Source organism: Nitrosopumilus sp. K4, from assembly GCF_018128925.1.
GTDB lineage: Archaea > Thermoproteota > Nitrososphaeria > Nitrososphaerales > Nitrosopumilaceae > HKST03.
In genome coordinates this window covers 110,440-131,456 of sequence record NZ_CP067007.1, presented here as the reverse complement: position 1 = coordinate 131,456, position 21,017 = coordinate 110,440, and the positions used below count along the sequence as shown (strand labels likewise).

Below are 21,017 nucleotides of genomic sequence, written 5' to 3'. Positions count from 1 at the left end.
TTAAAATTGCCTACAAACAGAGATTATGAAGAGAGTATTTTTTGAGCCTGAATAATTACAGTTCGAATATAGTCTTTTGCAGTAGAATCAGATACTCCCATTTGTTTGGCTCTAAGAAACAAGTCTTTTTCTTTAGGATTGCTCAAATAATATTTCAAGAGATAATTTAGCCGGTGGGATCTCTTTTCATCACTTTTCATAGATAGTCTTTTATCGATTTGCTAAAAAGCCAAGTGGATAATGATATAACCAGAAAAAAATACAGTGTATCATAAAATTTGTATAAAAACATATGATCTTTTTTAAATCATAGAGATTTAGGAATGAAAATGAAACGAATTGAGGCAACTATTCAAATCGATAAAACAGGTGCAGTTTCTGATGTACTCAAAGACATTGTTGGAGGGTTTACAATTCTCGAAGGAAACGGCAGAGGTTCTGGGGAAAGAAAAACCATGAGGGCAGGAAGAGGCACAGGGACTTTTATCGCAGAATTCAACAAAGTTGCAACAGTAACTACAATTGTAGATGACTCAAAGGTAGAACAAGTGATCACAGCAATATCAGATGCAGCATTTTCAGGGAAAGCGGGCGATGGAATAATTGTTATTTCTAGCGTTGACGACGCAGTAAACATTGCATCTAAAAAGAGAGGTAATGACGCCCTCTAATCATTTTATTTTCAGTAAAAGTATAATCATATGATTATCACCGTCCAATAATTTTAAAGCAAATTAGCATTGGATTTTGGAATATTGGCATTATTTTGGACATTTGTCTTTACGGCAGTATTGATCTATTTGAGTACAAATCTAGTCATGACTGTAGATAATCTTGATGGATGGTTAAGAGCACTATATTTTGCAGTATTAATTCCAGGGTATTCGTTGGTAATCTTCCAAGTTAGGATGTATTTCAAAAACAAATATGAGCCTGAAACCATGGAGTAAAAAGTTCTAAAATTATAAGGCAGGGTAAAAGGGAGAAAATATTGAAAGGTCTTTACTGGTTAATCTTGGGATTATCTGTCTGGTTTATTCCTACAATAGTTTTTGAGGTTGCATCAACATCAGGCTCAGATAAAACTGCTGAAGAGGCAGTGTCAGAGATTCCAAGAGAGTTAATCTACATTATTTTCCCAGTAGCATTAGCAATTATTCTCAAAGGAGTTCTTACAATTAGAAAAGAAAGAAAGGCTTCAAGAAAAGAAGAAAGCAAGAAGAAGAAATCAAAGAAAAAGTAAGCACAATGCTGCTGAGAGAAAAGAATTCCTCTCAGCAGGTATCACTTTGGGTGACATGTTTTTGAAGGGATAGGTCATTGTTGCAAAATAAGTATAAAAGCTAATAACCACACAAGAATCTGAAAATAATAAGAGGTATTATGTAAGAAAGATGGCAAAAAGCATGTCAGAAGAGCAAAAAGAAGTATTTTTCAAAGAAAAATTAGACGAGATATTCACGGAGAATGAAATAAGATTTGCAGGATTTATTGATCCTGATGGTAATTTGATTAAAGGAAAAATCAGAAAAGACATAATTCCATTTGAAAATGACGAAGAGCAGAGAAAAATATTCAGAGAGCTTGCAATACGGGTGGCTACCAGAGTAAAATTTGATTATTCCATGGGAAGAGTAAAGTATTCTGCATCTAGGAGAGAAAAATTGGTTATGATGAGTTTTCCTTTGAAAAAAGTCATTTTACTAATCACAGCAGAACCTAATGTGAATATTGATAGACTAGCATACAAGATAATTCAAATTCTTGGAAAAGAATGGAGTGAATTTTTTGGGAAATAGAAATCTATTCTTGTCCTTCTATTCCCATCAAAGTCAAAGTTGATCTAATTTTTGGAATTTTTCTTATTTTCCATGTAATTGTTTCACGTAACGTTTCAACTTGACTGGATTCTACTTTGGCCAATATATCATACGCACCAAAAGTTCCATGAACTTCGACTACGCCCTCAATTGATTTTAATTCAGAAATAACAGTTTCTTCTGAACCAAGCTCACAATTGATTAGAACATATGCAGTAGGCATCTAGAATTTCATCTCCAATTTCATAAAAAAAGTCTGTTTTTTAGATATATAAGACTAATCAACTTTTCTTTAAAAAAGTACAAGTTTAATGAATAATCAATTAACATGTGTAAAAGATAAAACGGGAAAACTAAATTTTTATCATTCAAGATTTGAGTGGCTCATAATCTCTTTTAATTCATCAAGATTTTTTGAAATGGAGATTTTTTCACGTAGTTTTTTTCCTCCAACCATTCCTTTAGTAAAACGAATTGCTTGTCCTTTGATGTTTGCAAATTTAATTTTGTAATTTTTTGTCAAATCAAGATAATCAAAGAAAGAGTCCAATCTATCTCTAGAAGTATATTCTTTGTAAGAACCAGTTTTTAGATAATCATTGATCTGTTCAAACAAAAACGGGTTTCCCATTGCACCACGTCCGATCATTACGTAATCACAACCTGTTTCATCAAGCATATTTTTTGCATCCTCAGGTGTTACAATATCACCATTTCCAACAATTGGAATATTAGAGATTTCTTTTAGTTCTTTAATCATCTCCCAATCTGAATGACCAGAATAACCTTGACTCACTGTTCTGGGATGAAGTGTTATCATCGATATTCCTTCATCTTCAGCAATTTGTCCAATTTCTTTGAAAAGGTATTTGCTAGCATTTGTGACACCAGAGCGAATTTTCAAAGTAACAGGTTTTTTGACAGCATTTTTTAGTGTTCTAAAAATTTCTCTAGTGAGATTTACTTCTTGTAATAATGCACCACCTGCCATCTGTTGAGTAATATGAGGTGCAGGGCAACCCATATTGTAATCTATGATATCAAAGAAGGGTTCAACAATTTTTGCGGCTTTTTCAAGCGATGTAATATCTGATCCAAATAACTGAACAGAGAGAGGTCTCTCATCTTCTGAAAATTCTATAAATTCCTGAATTGTTTTTTTATTTTCTTTTAACTGGTTTTCTTTTGCAATAATGCTATGGATGCTTGTAAATTCTGTAACAACTAATCCTGCACCCATCTTTTTACATTGTAATCGTAATGCAGGATCACTGACACCGGCCATAGGAGCAAGAAATGCTTTACTAGAGAAATTTGGCAGCATGACATAATTTCATAAATTGAATATATGTAGATTAATAGATTCTAGTTGTCAGGACAGCCGTCAGAATCTCTGTCTCCGTCATAATCTTCTGGATCTAGAGGACAAAGGTCTTCATCATTGATGATTCCATCTAGGTCATCATCGTGGACAAATCTTTGTTGTTCAGGGGCAATATCTGGGCAGCCGTCAGTATCCTTGTATTTGTTCCAAGTTTCTGGTTTAGTTGGGCATGAATCAACTGAGTCAGGATATCCATCACCGTCAGAATCAGGTCTTGTGGAATCAGTTGACTTGGCGCCGGCTACATCTGGGCAGCCGTCCCAATCCAAGTATCCGTTAAAGTTCTCTGGATCGTGAATACATTGATCTTTTCTGTCTTCAATTCCATCACCATCAGTGTCTGGGAATTGGTAGACAGTCATTTCATCAGATATTACATCTGGGCAGCCGTCAGAGTCTTGGAAGTAGTTGTATGTTTCTGGCCTAGTAGGGCATTGATCAACAGCGTCGGGAATGCCATCCATGTCGGTATCAACAAGAGACACAGATTTGTCAGGACAGCCGTCAGTGTCAAGATATCCATTGTATGTTTCTGGTTGAGTAGGACACAAGTCTAGGTTATCTACAATACCGTCAGCATCAGTGTCAGCTGTACGCTTGTTATCAAAGATAGTATCGGGACAGCCGTCTTCATCTTGGAATTTGTTATAAGTTTCACGTGCATATGGGCATTGATCAACATTGTCTCTTATTCCGTCATAGTCAGCATCACCAGTAGATTCAACTTCAATTGTATCTGGACAACCATCTTCATCTTGGAATTGGTTGTATCTTTCTCCAAGTGTAGGACATTGATCAATATCATCAGGAATGCCATCATAATCAGTATCAATTAATCCTGCAGATTTTACACCAACAGTTTCTGGACAGCCGTCAGTGTCAAGATATCCATTAAAGTTCTCAGGTTCTGTAACACATGCATCCCATCTGTCCTCTATTCCATCACCGTCAGTATCTGGGAATTGGAATGAAGAAAGTTCTGATGTTGTAGAGTCAGGACAGCCGTCTTTGTCTTCAAAGTTGTTATATGTTTCAGGCTCTAGCGGACATGAATCTAGATCATCTATTATTCCATCTCTGTCAGAATCATTTCCAACAGGAGATTTGTCTGGGCAACCATCAGAGTCTTTGAATCCATTGTATGTTTCTGGTTGGTTTGGACACAAGTCTAGATTATCTACAATACCATCTCCGTCAGTGTCCATGGTTAATTTTTTATCAGAAATCGAATCGGGACAGCCGTCTTCATCTTGGAATTTGTTATAAGTTTCTTTATTGTATGGACACATATCATTAACATTAAGAATACCATCACCATCAGTGTCGCCTGAAATCTTGTAGTCTATTACATCAGGGCAACCGTCTTCATCTTGGAATTTGTTAAAGTTCTCTCGTTCATTAGGACATTGATCAACATCATCAGGAATTGAGTCATAATCAGAGTCAATCAATCCATCGGATTTTACTCCTGCAATTTCTGGGCAACCGTCCCAATCCAAGTATCCGTTAAAATTCTCAGGCTCTAGTGGACATGCATCCCATCTGTCTTGTATTCCATCGCCGTCAGTGTCTGGGAATGTGTAGCCTATACCATCATCGGCAATAGAGTCAGCACATCCATCATCATCTTGGAATCGGTTGTACACTTCAGGGATTTCGGGACAAGCATCTAAATTATCAGATATGCCATCGCGGTCAGTATCTCTTAGTGAATAAGCATCATCAGGGCAACCGTCCTTATCATCTACACCATTGAATGTTTCTGGTTGGTTTGGACACGAGTCCAGATTATCTATAAAGCCATCCCCGTCAGAATCAGGCAAACCAGCACCTGTCCCAGGTACAATATCTGGACAACCGTCCTCATCTTGGAATTTGTTGTATCTTTCTTTTACAGTAGGACAATCATCGACGTGGTCCTCAATTCCATCATAATCAGCATCATACCACGGTACAAAGTCTGCAGGACAGCCGTCTATGTTATTTCCATACTCTGGATCATAGTCTTCTTTTAGATGAGGGCATTTGTCAACATCATTTGGAACACCGTCACCGTCATTATCATTTACCTGAGCATAAACCCCACTTGGAAACATGCCAATGGTGGCGGTAAGTAAAAGCAAGAAACCCAAAAGGTAGTATTTTTTCATTCTCCCCGACTCCCGATATTATCAAGTATTTATTAAGTCTCGCGTTAAAATTATCTTTCTATGAAATAATGAATTTGAGATTATGGATCAGGACAACCGTCAGAATCTCTGTCTCCGTCATAATCTTCAGGATCTTTTGGACAAAGGTCTTCATCATTGATGATTCCATCTAGGTCATCATCGTGGACAAATCTTTGTTGTTCAGGGGCAATATCAGGACATCCATCATAGTCAAGATATTTGTTCCAAGTTTCTGGCTTAGTTGGACATTGGTCAACTACATCTGGATATCCATCACCGTCAGCGTCATATCTAGCAGGAGTAGTTGATTCAGCACCTTCTACATCAGGACAACCATCCCAATCCAAGTATCCGTTAAAGTTCTCAGGTTCATAGACACATGCATCTTTTCTGTCTTCAATTCCATCACCGTCAGCGTCTGGGAATTGATAGGAACTAACATCACTTGAAACTGAATCTGGACAACCGTCAAGGTCTTCAAAGTTGTTATAGGTTTCAGGCTCTAGTGGACATGCATCTAGATCATCTATTATTCCGTCTCGATCAGAATCACGATTTGATGAGAATTTATCAGGACAACCGTCTTTGTCTTGGAATCCATTAAATGTCTCAGGTTGAGTTGGACAAGAATCTATTTGATCAGGAATTCCATCACCATCAGTGTCAGCATATTGTTTGTTATCAGCTACAAAGTCAGGGCAACCGTCCCAATCCAAGTACATGTTGTATGTTTCTTTGACATATGGACATTGATCAAGGTTATCTGCGATGCCATCTTTGTCAAAATCTCCAACAGATTCCAAATCTAATGAATCAGGACAGCCATCTTCATCTTGGAATTTGTTATAGCGTTCAGCAACAGTTGGGCATTGATCTTTATCATCAGGAATACCATCATGATCAGTATCAAGAATTTGCAATGATTGTGCACCCATAACTTCTGGGCAGCCATCAGTGTCAAGATATCCGTTAAAGTTCTCAGGCTCTAGTGGACATGCATCCCATCTGTCCTCTATTCCATCACCGTCAGTGTCTGGGAATTGAAATGCAACCAAGTCAGACAATGTAGAGTCCGGGCAACCGTCAAGATCTTCAAAGTTGTTATAGGTTTCAGGCTCTAGCGGACATGCATCAATATTATCAGCAATTCCATCTCTGTCAGTATCTAAAGAGTAAAGTGGTTTATCCGGGCAACCATCAGAGTCCATGTATCCATTGTATGTTTCTGGTTGGTTTGGACACAAGTCTAAATTATCAAGAATACCATCGCCGTCAGTGTCAGCTGCAACTATATTGTCAGCCACATAATCAGGGCAACCGTCAAGATCTTTGAATTTATTATAAGTTTCAGGATTAAATGGGCATAAATCATCTTCGTCACCTATTCCATCACCATCAATATCTCCTGTGAATTTAAAATCAAGTTCATCAGGGCAGCCATCTTCATCTTGGAATTTGTTATAATTTTCTCTGTCTTCAGGACATGCATCTAAAGAATCAGGAATGCCATCATAATCAGTATCAATGATTTGTATTGATTGTGCACCGGGAGTTTCGGGGCAACCGTCCCAATCCAAGTATCCGTTAAAATTCTCAGGCTCTAGTGGACATGCATCCCATCTGTCTTGTATTCCATCGCCGTCAGTGTCTGGGAATGTGTAGCCTATACCATCATCGGCAATAGAGTCAGCACATCCATCATCATCTTGGAATCGGTTGTACACTTCAGGGATTTCGGGACAAGCATCTAAATTATCAGATATGCCATCGCGGTCAGTATCTCTTAGTGAATAAGCATCATCAGGGCAACCGTCCTTATCATCTACACCATTGAATGTTTCTGGTTGGTTTGGACAGTTATCAATAAAATCAGTAATTCCATCACCATCAGTGTCTGGATAGCCGGTAGGTCCACCATCAGGTGCAATGTCAGGGCAACCGTCCTCATCTTGGAATTTGTTGTATCTTTCTTTTACAGTAGGACAATCATCAACGTGGTCCTCAACTCCATCGTAATCAGCATCATACCACGGTACAAAGTCTGCAGGACAGCCGTCTATGTTATTTCCATACTCTGGATCATAGTCTTCTTTTAGATGAGGGCATTGATCAACATCATTTGGAACACCGTCACCGTCATTATCATTTACCTGAGCATAAACCCCACTTGGAAACATGCCAATGGTGGCGGTAAGTAAAAGCAAGAAACCCAAAAAGTAGTATTTTTTCATTTTAATGACTCCTATGGGTCAGGACAGCCGTCTTTGTCTCTGTCTCCGTCATAATCCTCAGGTTCTAGAGGACACAAATCATTATCATTAATTATGCCATCCAAGTCTGCATCATGTTTGTATCTTGATTGTTCTGGTGCAATATCGGGGCAGCCGTCTTCATCTTGGTATTTGTTCCAAGTTTCTTTTTCATCATTACATGCATCAATTTCATCAGTTATACCATCACCGTCAGAATCTACCCTCATGTTTCCAGTAGGAACAGTATCTGGACAACCATCGTAATCTACATATCTATTCCAAATTTCTTGTTGTGTTGGACACATATCCATTACATCTGGAACACCATCGCCGTCAGAATCAGGTTGTGTGACTTGGCTGTCGGGACAACCGTCAGTGTCTTCAAATCCGTTGTAAGTTTCTGGAACTAGTGGGCATTGGTCTTTAACATCATCTATTCCATCATTGTCAGAATCAACAACAAATGATTTGCTAACTGTATCAGGACAACCGTCTTCATCTTGGAATTTATTGTAAGTTTCTGGAGACATTGGACATGCATCAATCAAGTCTGGAATTCCGTCTCTGTCACGGTCATTTCTTGGAATATAATTATCAGGACAACCGTCATGATCTAAAATTCCATTATAAGTTTCAGCTCGCGTTGGACAATGATCTACAAAGTCGTTAATACCATCACCGTCAGAATCAGGTGCTCCTTTATTATCAAATAATGCATCTGGGCAACCATCAGTGTCTTCAAACATATTGTAAGTTTCTGGAACTAATGGGCATTGGTCTTTGGAATCAGGAATTCCGTCATTATCAGTATCTACATCAGTCAAATAGGGTGGGAAGTCTGGACAACCATCATCATCTTCAAATCCATTGTATCGTTCTCTCTCAAGTAAACATTGATCAATTGAATCAGGAATTCCGTCTTGATCAGTATCTAATTCATCAGCAACATCAGGACAACCATCATGATCCATGTATCTGTTCCATGTTTCAGCAGATGTAGGACACTGATCCAATGAATCTCTAATTCCATCACCGTCAGTGTCTAGCACAGCAATGTCTGGACAACCATCAGAATCCATGTATCCATTTATTGTTTCAGGTTCTAATGGACATTTATCTTGTAAATCAAAAATTCCATCACCATCATAATCCATGGTGTTTAATCCAGCAACACTGTCAGGACAACCATCCAAGTCTTGGAATCCATTGTAAGTTTCAGCAACTAAAGGACATTGATCATGTATATCAGGAATTCCGTCTCTGTCTCTATCAGTTGTAGAATCATTATCAGGACAACCATCTCTGTCAAATAATCCGTTAAATGTTTCTGGTTGATTTGGACACAAATCATTATAATCATTTATGCCATCACCATCAGTGTCAGGACTTTGTTTGTTTGAAGAAACAGAGTCTGGACAACCATCATCATCTTTGAATTGATTGTAAGTTTCTTTTACATCTGGACATTGATCAATTGAATCAGGAATTCCGTCTCTGTCTGTGTCTTTATCACTTGAGTAAGGAGGAATATCTGGACAACCATCATCATCTTCAAATCCATTGTATCTTTCTGGTTCTAGTGGACATGCATCATTTGCATCCATGATTCTATCTTTGTCTGCATCATTTAATACTCCAGAGAAAGAAGGTGCAGAGTCTGGACAACCATCATAATCAGAAAATCTGTTAAAGGTTTCTGGCTGGTCAGGACATATATCAAATCTATCAGCTATGCCATCACCATCTCTATCACTAAAGTCAACATCTAATGTTGCATCAGGGCAACCATCAGTATCTAAGTAACCATTAAAAATTTCGGGTTCGAAAGGACAAAGGTCAATTTTGTCTTGAATTCCATCATTATCAGAATCAACAAAAGCTTCATCAGTTACAGAATCTGGGCAACCATCCAAGTCTTGGAATCTATTATAAGTTTCAGCGTTTAATGGACAACTGTCAGCTGCATCTGGAATGCCATCTCTGTCTCTGTCTGCAGAACCATAAGTGTCTGGACAGCCGTCAGTATCTAAAACCCCGTTAAATGTTTCTGGTTGATTTGGACATTTATCTACCAAGTCAACAAAACCGTCACCATCAGAATCAGGTAATCCGCCTGGGCCTCCATCAGGAGCAATATCAGGGCAACCATCCAAGTCTTGGAATCTATTGTATTTTTCTCTTAGACTAGGACATAAATCAACATGGTCTTCAATTCCATCATAATCCTCATCATACCATGGAACAAAGTTTGATGGGCAACCATCTAATGCACCCTCATTATCTTCTTGAAGGTTTGGACAACTATCAACCTCATCAGGAATACCATCTTTGTCTAAGTCATGCTCAGCAAATGCTGGATTGATAGGAATACTAGTTAATACAGATACAAGTAAGAATAGGAATCCGAGAAGGTATTTAGGGTTCAATACTAATTTTTCCTTGAGGATCCAGTTATTAAACCTCACTCTAAAATCGGGAAAAATTAGTTGAAGATTTAGGAAAAATTTCCATGTCAGACAAAAATCACGATCAATTTAAGTAAACCAGAACGGATTTTCACCACATGAGTTGTTCTGGTGAGATAGTAGGAAATGACGATCAGTTGATTCAGATCAGGCCAGCTATTTCAGAGCAACTAAAAAAAGCAAAATACGGAGTTGCAGATCACTCTACAGTAGAATTATGTCATTGGACAAAGAAATCCTTCAAGCATGAAGGAAGTTGTTACAAACACAAGTTCTATGGAATATCTACTCACAGATGCATGGAGTTTTCCCCTGCAGGAATGCATTGTGAAAATAGATGTGTGTATTGTTGGAGACCAATGGAGTTTTATGATTCATTAAAAATGGAACCTGAGCATGTATCTGAGCCAGAAGAAATTTTGAAAAAACTAATGCAAGAAAGAAAGAAACTGATCATGGGATACTATGGAGATTCCAGAAATGATAAAGAAAGACTAGACGAGTCATTGTTGCCAAGTCACTACGCAATTTCTCTTTCAGGAGAACCAACTATGTATCCAAAGCTTCCAGAGATGATAAAATATCTAAAATCATTGAAGGAAACTAAATCAATTTTTCTTGTAACAAATGGTCAAGAACCAGACATGATTGAGAGATTAAAAAAGGAAGATGCGCTGCCGACTCAGCTTTATCTTTCAACTAATGCATCAGACTATGAATCATTTCAGAGAATTAACAAACCAAAGTATGATGATTCATGGCAAAGATGGAACAAAACTCTTGAAATGTTAAAGGATTTAGATACTAGAACAGTTCTTCGAATAACTTTGATCAGAGACTATAATGATCAAAAAGAAATGATACCATCTTTTGTTTCAATGTTTGAAAAAGCAAGCCCTCACTTTATTGAAATTAAATCATATATGCATATTGGTCGCTCTACAAATAGATTAGAGTATTCAAATATGCTCGAGATGGATGAGGTCAGAGAGTTTGCAAGGGGTATTACAAAAAATAGTAACATGTTTTCTATAATGGATGAAAGTTTTGTTTCACGAATCGTAGTATTACAAAACAAACAGAGAAACATCGAGAGATTTATTTCTGCATACGCAGATACCAATTAGCAAATTTTTTTAGCGCTTTGAATCTATGAGACAGTTCATTTTTGTTAGATATTTCAGCAAATGTTTTAGATTTTGAATTTGGAATAAAAATTGGATCATATCCCCATCCTTTTCCTTTTTGTTTTTTTGAGATTTTACCACAGATTTCTGCTTTGAATGATTTTGAAAAAACATTATTTTTGAATGAGATCATAGAAACAAATTTTGCGTTGCGATTATTTTTTACAAGGTTCAAGATACCAGAATTTCCAATTGTTTTGAATACATAAGAAGAATAGGGGCCGGGGAATCCATCAAGAGAAGTTATGTAAAGTCCATCATCTTCTACAATCACAGGTTTTTTTAGTTGTGAGAATGCTTGTTCTGCTTTTTTTGATGCAATTTTTTGGAGGGAGTCAGATTGTATTTCTTCAAGTTCAGATTTATAGAATCCAATCTGTATTTCAAATGAATTCAAAATTTTCTTGGCTTCTAAAAATTTGTGCTTGTTAGAAGATACAAAATAAAGATCAAACGACTGTTGCATATCTACCTCTACCTTCAATTTCAGATACAAGATTTGAGATTTTTTGAAATTTGGTTGATCCTACAACAGATTTGTATCCTGTTTGAAAATTTTTCCACGAAGACTGCATGATTTTTGCGTGAGCGCTGTTCAGAATTTCTTTAATCAGCCTCAAATCTACTGCATGATCTTCTAATTTGATAGTTTTTTGAGATAAACCAAAGTCAATCACATAGATTTTTTTGTTGTAGAGAATAAAATTAGAAGTGGTCAGATCACCATGCATTATTCCGTTCTTATGCATGGTCCCAACTAATTTTCCAATTTCTTTTGATGCCTGAATAATCTTTGAAGGGGATAAGTCATGTACTGGTTTTCCAGGAATTTCTTGCATGATGATTTCAGATTTTTTAAGATCTACATAATACACAATAGGTGAGGGAATGCCAAAAAATTTTACTTCAGAAAGAGTTTGAGATTCTTTGATTGTTCTGTGTCTTCTTATTTTAGAATCCAATATTGGATTTCTATAGTCTTTAGGTTTTCTAATCTTTAGAATTGCATTAGAACTATTCCAGTTTGTAAGAAAAATATCAGCTTCAGCACCTTTCTTTAAGAGTTTCAACAAAGTTACTGTACTTCATTATAATTTAGAAGTTTATCCTTAGCAATTAGTTTGAAAAATGCATTAAAATTATAACCTAAAGATTATTCGTATATAGAATGGAAGAAGGAGAAAAGAGACTAAAACAAGAAGATTGTAATGAAGATAAGTTAGGTCCAGGAATTCTGACCCTAACAAATAAGAGATTAGCTTTTGATAAAACACAAGCTAGAATGATGGATTTTTCAAAACAGTTTGGAGATACAGTTCTGGACATATCGTTAGGCAACGTAACAAAAGTTTGGAAAGAAGGGATGTTAATGAAAAAAGTTTGTTTTACTGCAAAGACAGATGAAGGTGAAGAAACTCACAAATTTGGTGTTTTTAATACAAAAGATTGGCTAAAAGATATCGAAGCAGCAATAGAAGACTTCAAAAATTAATAATCAATTTTTACTGAATCTAATCTCCAAGATTGAGTAACAAAAGTATTTTCTAATGAAATGCCTTTTTTTACTTGAGATTCCAACAATCCTGTCCAACAGATTTGACTTCCACAGTCACCGGCATATTTCAAAGGCACAACAAAAAATTTTGCATTATGCCTTTTACAAACATTTTGCAACATATCAGATAATCTTTTGTTTGCAGCTACGCCGCCTACTACCATCAACTCTTTCTTTTGTGTAAATGATAATGCACGTTCAACTGCTTCACTAATCATTGCAAAAGCTGTTTCTTGTAAAGAAAAGCATGCATCAGCCTTACTTTTAGATGAGATAGATTTTGTTGCAGATAAAAGACCAGAAAATGAAACGTCATTTCCTTTTACTGAGTATGGAAGTGTAACATAATTTGTAGTAGAAGAGGCTAGTTGTTCAATGTTTTTTCCGCATGGTGATGCAAATCCAATTGAACGTCCGAATTGATCTAAAAGTTGTCCAAGTGTAATGTCTAGCGTTTCACCAAAAACTCGCCATTGTTTGTTAAGAAATGCAAGAAGCATTGTATGGCCACCAGATACTAAAAGTACCAATGGGTTTTGAGCTCCAGTCAAAAGCTTCCCTAATTCAATATGTCCTAAAGCATGATTTACAGGATAAATTGGGATTTTGTAGTATGAAGCCAAAGAACGCGCAACTACTGCACCAACTCTAAGACAAGGACCAAGTCCAGGTCCTGCTGCATATGATACAATATCAAGATCTTTTATTGTAATATCTGCCTCAGCAAGACATTCAGACAATACAGTAGAGCTATTTTCAATATGATGTCTTGATGCCTCTCTAGGATGAATTCCCTCACCTTCTGGGGGTCGGTATATTTTTCTCACATCAGATAGAATTTTGCCTTTTTTGCCTTTTTTTTCTAATACAGCACATGAAAATGTGTGAGCAGTGCTCTCAACACCAAGACCTAGCATATCATCCCCTGCTTAATGTTGAAACTATTTTGATCACATCGCCATTTTTTAGTTTATGATCACCACCAATTCTCTGTTTTGTTTTACAATCAATTGCATGTAAAAACCCCTTTGCAATGTCTGCGTGAATTAAACCTGCCAAATCTTTTGCAGTAGAACCATCAGGTAATAATTTTGCATCAGGTAAAACATCACCATCCTTGTTTGTTAATTTTGATTCATCCTCAACAGGATACACTACAATAAAGTTTAGGGATTCAAAAACAGCAGTGTTTAAAATTTTTTGAATTCCAGTTGATTGGATTTTTGAGAATATGTTTTTGACGACATCTAGTGCTTTTTGTTGTGGAGGTGGAATTTCTTTTCCATCTACAATTGAAAATCCTTCATCGCCTGGTTTGTAGTTAATAATACCTGCCTTTGTTGCCTTGCGTAAAAGTAGTTCTGTTTCAGCACTACACGGAATTACAGTGTCAGGAATTTGCTTTATAATTTCCAAATCCTTACAAAGATCAGCCTTGTTTGCTGCAACAATAATTGGTTTTGTGTTTTTTCTTAATTCCTTTACAAAAGTCAAAATATCATCATCGCTCCATTCTTTAGGGTTTTTAGAGATCAACCCTAGTTTTTGTAAAACTTCTTGAACTTGAAAATCTTTTACGCCCAAACCAGTAAATCTTTTTGCAATTCCATCAGTTAGTTTTGCTCGTTTCTGATCTATCTCTCTTGTTAATTTGTCCCATTCTCTTTTTAGAATATCAACAAACCATTGATCAAATTCTTCTTGAACAAATTTTACATCTTCAAGAGGGTCATGAGAGCCAATAGGGACAGGTTGGCCTTGAATGTCAGTAGTTCCAGCAATATCTACCACATGAATTAAAACTTCGGCTTGTCTTGCATCATCTAAAAATTGGTTACCTAATCCCTTTCCTTCATGAGCTCCCGGTACAAGACCGGCAACATCAATTAGTTTTATTGGAATAAACCTAGTGCCATTTGAACACAATTCATTTTTGTGTTCAATTTCAAAATGTTTGCATGCACATTCGGATTTGACATAAGCAACTCCTACATTGGGTTCAATCGTTGTGAAAGGAAAGTTTCCTGTAGGAACTGGAGTTTCAGTTGCTGCAGAAAAGAAAGTAGATTTTCCAACATTTGCTTTTCCAAGTAAACCTATTTGCAATACACACAAAAATTCTATTGTACATATTAGTATTGCAGAATTTATTTAATTCAACAAGTCTGGAATTATGTATGATATTTGTGATTACAGGGAATCCAGGAGTAGGAAAACATACCATTACCAATGAGATTTCAGATCAATTGAATTTGCCCATATTAGACATTAACGAGATTGCAAAAAATGCAGGTTTGTTTGAATCAGATGGAGATACTTTTGATGTAGATGTAGATAAACTACAAACCGTTATGATGCAAAAAACATCAGATTCATGTTTAATAGTTGGTCATTTAGCTCCCTATGTTTTAGAACCTGAAAAAATCGATAAAGTGATAGTTCTGCGAAGAAACCCATATGATTTGTTTAACATCTACGAACAAAGAGGGTACTCTCAAGAAAAAGCACAGGAAAATGCTGGAAGCGAGGTTTTAGGAGTAATAGCGTTTGACTCCATGGAAAAATTTGGTGACAAAGTATTTCAGATAAACATCACAGGAAAAACAATCCAAGAAATTTCAAAAAGAGTTCTAAATATTTTGAATAACAGAAAAGATACTTCTGACAATGTTGATTGGTTAGAAATCATGACAAACAAGGAAGATTTGAAAAAGTTTTTTGCTTATTGATTAAATAAAGCTCCAAATTTTAGATAGTAACTTGTTTGAAATTCTTAAAACGGACTTGGCTGGCAGAATTGGTGTTTTAGAAACAAACCATGGAAAAATTGAAACTCCAGCATATGTTCCAGTCATCCATCCAGTAAAACAAACAGTACCTTCAAAAAAAATCAAAGAGATTGGTTTTGATTTGGTTATTACTAATGCATACATTACTAGAAACAATTACGGTGAAGATGCAATTCAGAAGGGAATTCACAAAATTATTGATTTTGATGGAGCAATCATGACAGATTCTGGAGGATACCAAGTATTAGAGTACGGGGATGTTCAAGTATCACCACCTGAAATGGCAAATTTTGAAAAAGGAATAATGACAGATTTTGCAATTCCATTAGACAAGCCAACAGGGTATGGATTACCAAGAAAAAAAGCAGACGCATATGTTAAACATACATTACAAGTTTCAAAAGAAACTCTGCAAAACAGTGCAGACAATGGACAAATTTGGATTGGGCCAATTCAAGGAGGCGAACATTTTGATCTTGTTGGAAAATCAACTAAAAGTCTAGTCGATATTGGATTCAAAATGCTTGCATTAGGTAGCCCTGTTGAATTTATGGAGTCTTATGAGTACAAGTTATTAGCACAGATGATTGTTGCTGCAAAAAAACAAATGCCACATTCAATTCCATTACACCTTTTTGGCGCAGGCCATCCCCTGACAATTCCTTTTGCTGTAGCACTTGGATGTGATACATTTGATTCAGCATCATACATGCTTTATGCTAAACAAGAGCGTTACATTACAGAAGACGGTACGAGATACCTAAAGGACATTTCAGTATTTCCATGTAATTGCGAGGTATGTTCAAAGTACACACCCAGTGAATTAAAGCAATTAGAATACAAAGTAAAAGTAAATGAAATTGCATTGCATAATCTTCATGCAATAAAGATTGAAGTGGACAAAGTAAAGCAGGCAATTTTTGAGGGCAGGCTATGGGAATATGTTCTAAAAAAAGCACGTGCCCACCCAAAACTGTTTGAAATGATTGAGGTGTTAACAGAAAATACAGATTTTTTATCAAAATCAACTCCAAAATTTAAAGAAAGAGCAATTTTTCTTTTTGACAAAGTTGATCAGTTTCGACCTGAAGTTCAAGCATATCACAACATTGTTAGAAAATTCAAAACAAAGAAAAAGACACTGTTAATCATAAAAGAAACAAAGACAAAACCGGCTTACCTATCTCAACAATATTTGTCAATGAAGAAAAAAATAAAGGATGTGGAATCATCTCAGATTTGTCAATACAATCCGCATTTAGGATTAATCCCATTAGAGATTTCAGATATTTTTCCAGCTGCACATCATGAAACTGCAAGGCTTGAGTTTAACCCAAAAAAGTTTACAGAGTTTGAAATTACATGGAAGAAGTTTTTTGACAACAACAAATTCACAGAAGTGCATTATGACAAGAGTGATCAATTTCTAAAACATTTCATCAAATCAATTCCAAAAGGCATCAAGAAAAAATCACTTGTTTAATTAAAAATAAGAAAAAAGTGTGTGCTTAAGATACAGCTTATAGAGCTGCGTCTTCTGCCCAACCTTTGATGAAGACACCATTTTTGTGAAGAGGAACTGGTTGTCCAGCAGTGTAATTCATTGGTCTCATCCAAAAGATTGATTTTGTTGGGCATACACCGATGCATGCACCATCAGAAATACATCTTTCTGGGTAGAAAACAAATGCTTTACCTCTCTTCCAGCCTTCAACAGGTTTAACTCTAAGGACATCAGGACCAAGAGAAGTACAGATTTCTACACATAGTGCACATCCGATACATCTTTGTTCATCGATGTCTGGAAGTATTGCTATTGGCATTACAACTTAATCATCGCTTGGTGACTATTTAAACCATGATTGAAATTCATAACAGGGTTATGAAATTGATCGTCAAAAAAAATGTGCGCAGAATCTAGATGACAAATATTTTAAAAAACAAAAAGATAACGTGATTTACACGTTTATTTTCTCATTGCGTCTATTTGACCGGAGGTTACCCAGTCAAGTAATTCAGCTGAAGTTGGATTAAGGTCTGCTTTCTGATTCATCAGATTGTTTACCCAAATCCAGTTAATTTGGTTAAGAAGTGGTTTGTTTGCTTCGTCACCTGCACGTGTTTTAGCGACGACGCTTTGATCTTGTTGATTTAACCATTCTTGGAAGCTTCTTCCCATGTGGATCGGATCTTAGCTTACACTAATTAAAGCTTTTGTAGATTCTTTAGGAGACATAATGATCGGATCGACAGTTAAGAAGGTTTTAACGTTGATAAAAATGCAATCTATTCCTTGGATGTAAAAGTTTTAGGAGCGGCAAATGAGGTAGGTCGTTCTGGATTTCTAGTAAACTGCGGAGGGACTAACCTTCTCTTAGATTATGGAGTATTATTTGGAAAAAGAGGCACCCCACCAGGATATCCAGTTCATGTAAAACCTAAAGATTTGGATGCCATAATCATCACTCATGCTCATCTAGATCACTCAGGAAATGTGCCATCTCTTTTTGTCAGTGGAAGCACAGATGTTTATGCTACACCTCCAACCTTTGATTTGTCAAAATTATTGATTGAAGATATGTTAAAAATTGAAAAAAATGCCCATCCATTTGACATACCAGAATTAAACAACATGATGAGAAACGCCAAAGAGATTGGATATAGACAAAAAATAACAAAAGGAAATGCCTCATTTGAGTTCAGAGAATCAGGACATGTGATAGGAGGAAGTACAGTACTTGTTGAGTCAGAAAAAAAACGTCTTTTCTATACAGGAGACATTAAAATTCACGGTTCAAGAATGTTACGTGAAGCAGATTTAGATGTAGGAGATATTGATTTGTTAATAACGGAGAGTACGTATTCTCAGACAGAGCAAATACCAAGAAAAGAATCTGAAAAACAGCTTTTAGAGTTTGCAAATGAAGTAATGGATAGAAAAGGAACATTGTTTATCCCATCATTTTCAGTTGAGCGTTCTCAAGAAATTGCTTGTATTTTAAGAAATGCAAATTTCAAACATAGAATCATTATGGACGGAATGGCACTAAAAGTAAATGAAATTATGTTTAGACATCCAAATTATCTAAGAGATCCTAAAGTTTTTGCAGATGCAATAAACAGCGCATTATCAATTAGAGAGCATGGAGAAAGAAAACGTGCAATGGAAGAGCCTTGCGTTGTAATATCACCAGCTGGAATGCTGGTTGGCGGAAATGCAGTGTATTATTTGCAACAACTAGCTTTTGACGATAAAAATGGAATTGCACTTGTATCATATCAAGGTGAGGGAACGCCTGGAAGAAAATTACTAGAAACTGGCAAAGTATCTTCAAGGGGCAAAGATCTTAATGTATTAGCAGAGGTAAAACAGTTTGAATTTTCAGGACATTCTGACAGAAATGAACTCTTTGAGTTGATTAAAAAGATCAAAGGAAATCCCAAAGTTTTGACTGTTCATGGAGATGCAGAATCGTGTGACAAATTTGCCCAAGAAATTCATGAGAAATTTGGCCTTGAAGCATATGCTCCAGCGGTAAATGAGACAATTTCTGTCTAAGATGATCGATTACAATAAGATCAATTTAGAAAATACAATTAACAGCGGTCAAGTTTTTCTTTGGAAGAAATACGATGGTTTGTGGTACGGAGTAAATGGACAAGATATTCTAGAGATTAACAAATATGGAAAAATAAAGTCATATCAGAATTACAGATTAGATTTTTTAAGAAAAAGGGACAACATGAAGAAAATCATTCAAAGCATTTCCAAAGATAAAATCATTAAAAATGCAATAAAAAAATACCTAGGACTACGAGTTTTAAGACAAGATCCATTTCAATGTTTTATCTCATTTATTGCATCATCAAACTCAAACATTCAGAAGATTAGAAACAGCCTTGAAAACTTGTCAATAAAACTAGGGGAAAAAATTGAGTTTGATAAAAAAGAGTTTTTCTTGTTCCCAGATTCAAAAACCATAGCAAATTCAACTTTGGAAGAAATAAAAAATTGTGGTTTGGGATATAGATCCAAATTTGTTATTAATGCAGCAAAAATGATTGAGAGTGGCATAATTGACTTTGATTATTTAAAAAAATGCGACTATTATGAGGCAAAAAAAAATATTTTGCAAGTACCGGGAATTGGAAATAAAGTTGCAGATTGTATTTTGCTTTTTTCTTTAGAAAAATTTGATGCGTTTCCATTAGATAGATGGATGTTTAGAATTTTACAGAAATATTATAGTGAAAAATTCAATACAAAAACAAAATCAATAACAGATAAACAGTATACATTATTGCATGAAAAGATAATTGATTATTTTGGTCCATATGCAGGATATGCTCAGCAGTTTCTCTTCAAAATGGAAAGAGAGAATTATCAGAAAAACTGGTTGTAAACCCTTAAAATGGTAATTAATTTCCAGATTCTTGGGCCTATAGCTCAGCATGGATAGAGTGTTGGACTTCTAATCCAATGGTCAAGGGATCGAAGCCCTTTGGGCCCACTTAACAAATTATTTATTCTCAACAAGACAGGTGGTACACGTGAAAGACATTGAATTTTCCTTAGAGCCAAAAGAGATTCATCCAAAATCAGAGATCAAAGGGATAATTACTGTTTCATACCCAGGAAGATATGACGGAGTCGTAATCAATACACAGATTTTAGATTCAAATGAACATATTATTTACAAGTCTTCTAATGGAAAGAAAATATCACAAAATGTTTCGAGGTTATTTATCAACAAGGACACAATGCCCGAAAACAAGGCAGAGTTTACTGCTACAATTGATTTTGAACCAAAGCAGGAACACGAAGTAAAGTTTAGAGCATCAATTATTGAACAACATAAAGAAATCGAAAGTCAGATAATTTTTGCAAAATATTCCAGTTAGAATCGGGCCTTAGTTACAGTAACTGTTCCAGTCATCCAGGGATGAGGACTGCAATGATATGCAACTTCTTGTTCTTCAGTAAAGAGAAATTCGTATGTCTCTCCAGGTTTTACAACTCCGGGGGAACCAAAGTCTCCGCTGTACGAGTCTTCATGTCTGTGATCTGGGGTTACAGTGTGAGGAGTTTCATCGCTGTTTGTCCATATTACATGATTATCAATGGATAGTTGAACATTTACCAGTTTAGGAACAAAGTTGTCTTGTTGCTCAGGATTGGCTGAACCAGGAATCATATCAATAATCATTTCCTCAACAGGGTGCAAAACATGTTCATCAACTGATGGTTTTGCAAGAGACTCTGGAAGATAGTACGAAGTGTAAAAAACCACGCTTGCAGATAGTGCTACAATAATTGCAATAACTCCAATGCCATATGCATGACTAGAAGTCGGTGCACTCATCGATTCTACTAGGTCTTTGGAGAACTTATAA

24 protein-coding genes and 1 tRNA gene are annotated in these 21,017 nt (G+C 36.0%); 12 read left to right on the top strand and 13 right to left on the bottom strand.

What is annotated here, in order from left to right; genetic code table 11:
- Nucleotides 1-23: 23 nt before the first annotated feature.
- Nucleotides 24-146, bottom strand: coding sequence for a hypothetical protein (locus tag NsoK4_RS10075; RefSeq protein WP_256438678.1), 123 nt, complete (start codon nucleotides 144-146; stop codon nucleotides 24-26).
- A gap of 183 nt (nucleotides 147-329) precedes the next feature.
- On the opposite strand from NsoK4_RS10075, the gene NsoK4_RS00680 reads away from it, so the two are divergent.
- The 4 genes from NsoK4_RS00680 (at nucleotide 330) to NsoK4_RS00665 (ending at nucleotide 1,799) form a co-directional block, all read left to right on the top strand.
- Nucleotides 330-671: a P-II family nitrogen regulator gene (locus NsoK4_RS00680; RefSeq protein ID WP_211687495.1), complete on the top strand. Its 342-nt coding sequence runs from the start codon at nucleotides 330-332 to the stop codon at nucleotides 669-671.
- 69 nt (nucleotides 672-740) lie between these two features.
- Nucleotides 741-950, top strand: coding sequence for a hypothetical protein (locus NsoK4_RS00675; RefSeq protein ID WP_211687494.1), 210 nt, complete (start codon nucleotides 741-743; stop codon nucleotides 948-950).
- A 41-nt stretch (nucleotides 951-991) separates the two neighbouring features.
- Complete coding sequence (locus NsoK4_RS00670; RefSeq protein ID WP_211687493.1) at nucleotides 992-1,243, top strand: hypothetical protein; 252 nt, start codon at nucleotides 992-994, stop codon at nucleotides 1,241-1,243.
- Nucleotides 1,244-1,394: 151 nt separating this feature from the next.
- A complete protein-coding gene (locus tag NsoK4_RS00665; RefSeq protein ID WP_371816006.1) occupies nucleotides 1,395-1,799 on the top strand; it encodes a DUF6659 family protein in 405 nt (134 codons plus the stop codon).
- Nucleotides 1,800-1,803: 4 nt separating this feature from the next.
- On the opposite strand, the gene NsoK4_RS00660 is transcribed toward NsoK4_RS00665, so the two are convergent.
- From NsoK4_RS00660 to NsoK4_RS00640, 5 genes are all read right to left on the bottom strand, one after another.
- Entirely contained in the window at nucleotides 1,804-2,043 is a 240-nt protein-coding gene (locus NsoK4_RS00660; RefSeq protein ID WP_211687492.1) for an Lrp/AsnC family transcriptional regulator, read from the bottom strand.
- 141 nt (nucleotides 2,044-2,184) lie between these two features.
- Nucleotides 2,185-3,144: a tRNA dihydrouridine synthase DusB gene (gene dusB / locus NsoK4_RS00655; protein ID WP_211687491.1), complete on the bottom strand. Its 960-nt coding sequence runs from the start codon at nucleotides 3,142-3,144 to the stop codon at nucleotides 2,185-2,187.
- Between the two features lie 41 nt (nucleotides 3,145-3,185).
- Nucleotides 3,186-5,354, bottom strand: coding sequence for a thrombospondin type 3 repeat-containing protein (locus NsoK4_RS00650; protein WP_211687490.1), 2,169 nt, complete (start codon nucleotides 5,352-5,354; stop codon nucleotides 3,186-3,188).
- 80 nt (nucleotides 5,355-5,434) lie between these two features.
- Nucleotides 5,435-7,606 carry a thrombospondin type 3 repeat-containing protein gene (locus tag NsoK4_RS00645; RefSeq protein ID WP_211687489.1) on the bottom strand — a complete coding sequence of 724 codons (2,172 nt, stop codon included), beginning with the start codon at nucleotides 7,604-7,606 and terminating at the stop codon, nucleotides 5,435-5,437.
- A gap of 11 nt (nucleotides 7,607-7,617) precedes the next feature.
- A complete protein-coding gene (locus tag NsoK4_RS00640; protein ID WP_249111080.1) occupies nucleotides 7,618-10,053 on the bottom strand; it encodes a thrombospondin type 3 repeat-containing protein in 2,436 nt (811 codons plus the stop codon).
- A gap of 137 nt (nucleotides 10,054-10,190) precedes the next feature.
- Here NsoK4_RS00640 and twy1 point away from each other — a divergent pair, with 137 nt between their 5' ends.
- A complete protein-coding gene (gene twy1, locus NsoK4_RS00635; protein WP_211687488.1) occupies nucleotides 10,191-11,219 on the top strand; it encodes a 4-demethylwyosine synthase TYW1 in 1,029 nt (342 codons plus the stop codon).
- Here twy1 and rdgB read toward each other — a convergent pair.
- Together rdgB and NsoK4_RS00625 are read right to left on the bottom strand one after the other, a co-directional pair.
- Nucleotides 11,191-11,745: an RdgB/HAM1 family non-canonical purine NTP pyrophosphatase gene (gene rdgB, locus NsoK4_RS00630; RefSeq protein ID WP_211687487.1), complete on the bottom strand. Its 555-nt coding sequence runs from the start codon at nucleotides 11,743-11,745 to the stop codon at nucleotides 11,191-11,193. The two genes, twy1 and rdgB, sit on opposite strands and share 29 nt — an antisense overlap.
- Nucleotides 11,729-12,349, bottom strand: a complete 621-nt coding sequence (locus NsoK4_RS00625; RefSeq protein ID WP_211687486.1) for a KEOPS complex kinase/ATPase Bud32 — start codon at nucleotides 12,347-12,349, stop codon at nucleotides 11,729-11,731. Before NsoK4_RS00625 ends, rdgB begins: the two co-directional genes overlap by 17 nt.
- A gap of 98 nt (nucleotides 12,350-12,447) precedes the next feature.
- Here NsoK4_RS00625 and NsoK4_RS00620 point away from each other — a divergent pair, with 98 nt between their 5' ends.
- Nucleotides 12,448-12,771, top strand: coding sequence for a hypothetical protein (locus NsoK4_RS00620; RefSeq protein WP_211687485.1), 324 nt, complete (start codon nucleotides 12,448-12,450; stop codon nucleotides 12,769-12,771).
- Here NsoK4_RS00620 and kae1 read toward each other — a convergent pair.
- Both kae1 and NsoK4_RS00610 read right to left on the bottom strand, forming a co-directional pair.
- Nucleotides 12,768-13,751: a KEOPS complex N(6)-L-threonylcarbamoyladenine synthase Kae1 gene (kae1, locus tag NsoK4_RS00615; protein ID WP_211687484.1), complete on the bottom strand. Its 984-nt coding sequence runs from the start codon at nucleotides 13,749-13,751 to the stop codon at nucleotides 12,768-12,770. The two genes, NsoK4_RS00620 and kae1, sit on opposite strands and share 4 nt — an antisense overlap.
- A gap of 1 nt (nucleotide 13,752) precedes the next feature.
- Complete coding sequence (locus NsoK4_RS00610; RefSeq protein WP_211687483.1) at nucleotides 13,753-14,940, bottom strand: redox-regulated ATPase YchF; 1,188 nt, start codon at nucleotides 14,938-14,940, stop codon at nucleotides 13,753-13,755.
- A gap of 71 nt (nucleotides 14,941-15,011) precedes the next feature.
- Between NsoK4_RS00610 and NsoK4_RS00605 the strand changes: the two genes are divergently transcribed.
- Nucleotides 15,012-15,563, top strand: coding sequence for an adenylate kinase family protein (locus tag NsoK4_RS00605; protein WP_211687482.1), 552 nt, complete (start codon nucleotides 15,012-15,014; stop codon nucleotides 15,561-15,563).
- A 31-nt stretch (nucleotides 15,564-15,594) separates the two neighbouring features.
- Entirely contained in the window at nucleotides 15,595-17,106 is a 1,512-nt protein-coding gene (gene tgtA, locus NsoK4_RS00600; protein WP_211687481.1) for a tRNA guanosine(15) transglycosylase TgtA, read from the top strand.
- Nucleotides 17,107-17,143: 37 nt separating this feature from the next.
- Here tgtA and NsoK4_RS00595 read toward each other — a convergent pair whose 3' ends face one another.
- Together NsoK4_RS00595 and NsoK4_RS00590 are read right to left on the bottom strand one after the other, a co-directional pair.
- Nucleotides 17,144-17,446: an ATP-binding protein gene (locus tag NsoK4_RS00595; protein WP_182134831.1), complete on the bottom strand. Its 303-nt coding sequence runs from the start codon at nucleotides 17,444-17,446 to the stop codon at nucleotides 17,144-17,146.
- 143 nt (nucleotides 17,447-17,589) lie between these two features.
- The gene (locus NsoK4_RS00590) at nucleotides 17,590-17,802 is read right to left on the bottom strand and encodes a hypothetical protein (RefSeq protein WP_211687480.1); all 213 of its coding nucleotides are present in this window, start codon (nucleotides 17,800-17,802) and stop codon (nucleotides 17,590-17,592) included.
- Nucleotides 17,803-17,916: 114 nt separating this feature from the next.
- Here NsoK4_RS00590 and NsoK4_RS00585 point away from each other — a divergent pair, with 114 nt between their 5' ends.
- From NsoK4_RS00585 to NsoK4_RS00570, 4 genes are all read left to right on the top strand, one after another.
- On the top strand, nucleotides 17,917-19,182 hold the full coding sequence (locus NsoK4_RS00585; RefSeq protein ID WP_211687479.1) for an MBL fold metallo-hydrolase: 1,266 nt from the start codon (nucleotides 17,917-17,919) through the stop codon (nucleotides 19,180-19,182).
- 1 nt (nucleotide 19,183) lies between these two features.
- Nucleotides 19,184-20,026 carry a DNA glycosylase gene (locus NsoK4_RS00580; protein ID WP_211687478.1) on the top strand — a complete coding sequence of 281 codons (843 nt, stop codon included), beginning with the start codon at nucleotides 19,184-19,186 and terminating at the stop codon, nucleotides 20,024-20,026.
- Between the two features lie 33 nt (nucleotides 20,027-20,059).
- A tRNA-Arg gene (locus NsoK4_RS00575) sits at nucleotides 20,060-20,134 on the top strand.
- A gap of 40 nt (nucleotides 20,135-20,174) precedes the next feature.
- On the top strand, nucleotides 20,175-20,525 hold the full coding sequence (locus tag NsoK4_RS00570) for a hypothetical protein (protein ID WP_211687477.1): 351 nt from the start codon (nucleotides 20,175-20,177) through the stop codon (nucleotides 20,523-20,525).
- On the opposite strand, the gene NsoK4_RS00565 is transcribed toward NsoK4_RS00570, so the two are convergent.
- Nucleotides 20,522-20,986, bottom strand: a complete 465-nt coding sequence (locus tag NsoK4_RS00565; protein WP_211687476.1) for a plastocyanin/azurin family copper-binding protein — start codon at nucleotides 20,984-20,986, stop codon at nucleotides 20,522-20,524. The genes NsoK4_RS00570 and NsoK4_RS00565 overlap by 4 nt on opposite strands.
- Nucleotides 20,987-21,017 lie beyond the last annotated feature (31 nt).

Bases quoted from the DNA above. Each gene is read 5' to 3' on its own strand.
- NsoK4_RS00580 (WP_211687478.1), top strand. From the start codon at position 19,184: ATGATCGATTACAATAAGATCAATTTAGAAAATACAATTAACAGCGGT.
- NsoK4_RS00665 (WP_371816006.1), top strand. From the start codon at position 1,395: ATGGCAAAAAGCATGTCAGAAGAGCAAAAAGAAGTATTTTTCAAAGAA.
- NsoK4_RS00660 (WP_211687492.1), bottom strand. From the start codon at position 2,043: ATGCCTACTGCATATGTTCTAATCAATTGTGAGCTTGGTTCAGAAGAA.
- NsoK4_RS00590 (WP_211687480.1), bottom strand. From the start codon at position 17,802: ATGGGAAGAAGCTTCCAAGAATGGTTAAATCAACAAGATCAAAGCGTC.
- kae1 (WP_211687484.1), bottom strand. From the start codon at position 13,751: ATGCTAGGTCTTGGTGTTGAGAGCACTGCTCACACATTTTCATGTGCT.
- NsoK4_RS00605 (WP_211687482.1), top strand. From the start codon at position 15,012: ATGATATTTGTGATTACAGGGAATCCAGGAGTAGGAAAACATACCATT.
- twy1 (WP_211687488.1), top strand. From the start codon at position 10,191: ATGAGTTGTTCTGGTGAGATAGTAGGAAATGACGATCAGTTGATTCAG.
- NsoK4_RS00620 (WP_211687485.1), top strand. From the start codon at position 12,448: ATGGAAGAAGGAGAAAAGAGACTAAAACAAGAAGATTGTAATGAAGAT.
- dusB (WP_211687491.1), bottom strand. From the start codon at position 3,144: ATGCTGCCAAATTTCTCTAGTAAAGCATTTCTTGCTCCTATGGCCGGT.
- NsoK4_RS00595 (WP_182134831.1), bottom strand. From the start codon at position 17,446: ATGCCAATAGCAATACTTCCAGACATCGATGAACAAAGATGTATCGGA.
- NsoK4_RS00680 (WP_211687495.1), top strand. From the start codon at position 330: ATGAAACGAATTGAGGCAACTATTCAAATCGATAAAACAGGTGCAGTT.
- NsoK4_RS00645 (WP_211687489.1), bottom strand. From the start codon at position 7,606: ATGAAAAAATACTACTTTTTGGGTTTCTTGCTTTTACTTACCGCCACC.
- NsoK4_RS00650 (WP_211687490.1), bottom strand. From the start codon at position 5,354: ATGAAAAAATACTACCTTTTGGGTTTCTTGCTTTTACTTACCGCCACC.
- rdgB (WP_211687487.1), bottom strand. From the start codon at position 11,745: ATGCAACAGTCGTTTGATCTTTATTTTGTATCTTCTAACAAGCACAAA.
- NsoK4_RS00565 (WP_211687476.1), bottom strand. From the start codon at position 20,986: ATGAGTGCACCGACTTCTAGTCATGCATATGGCATTGGAGTTATTGCA.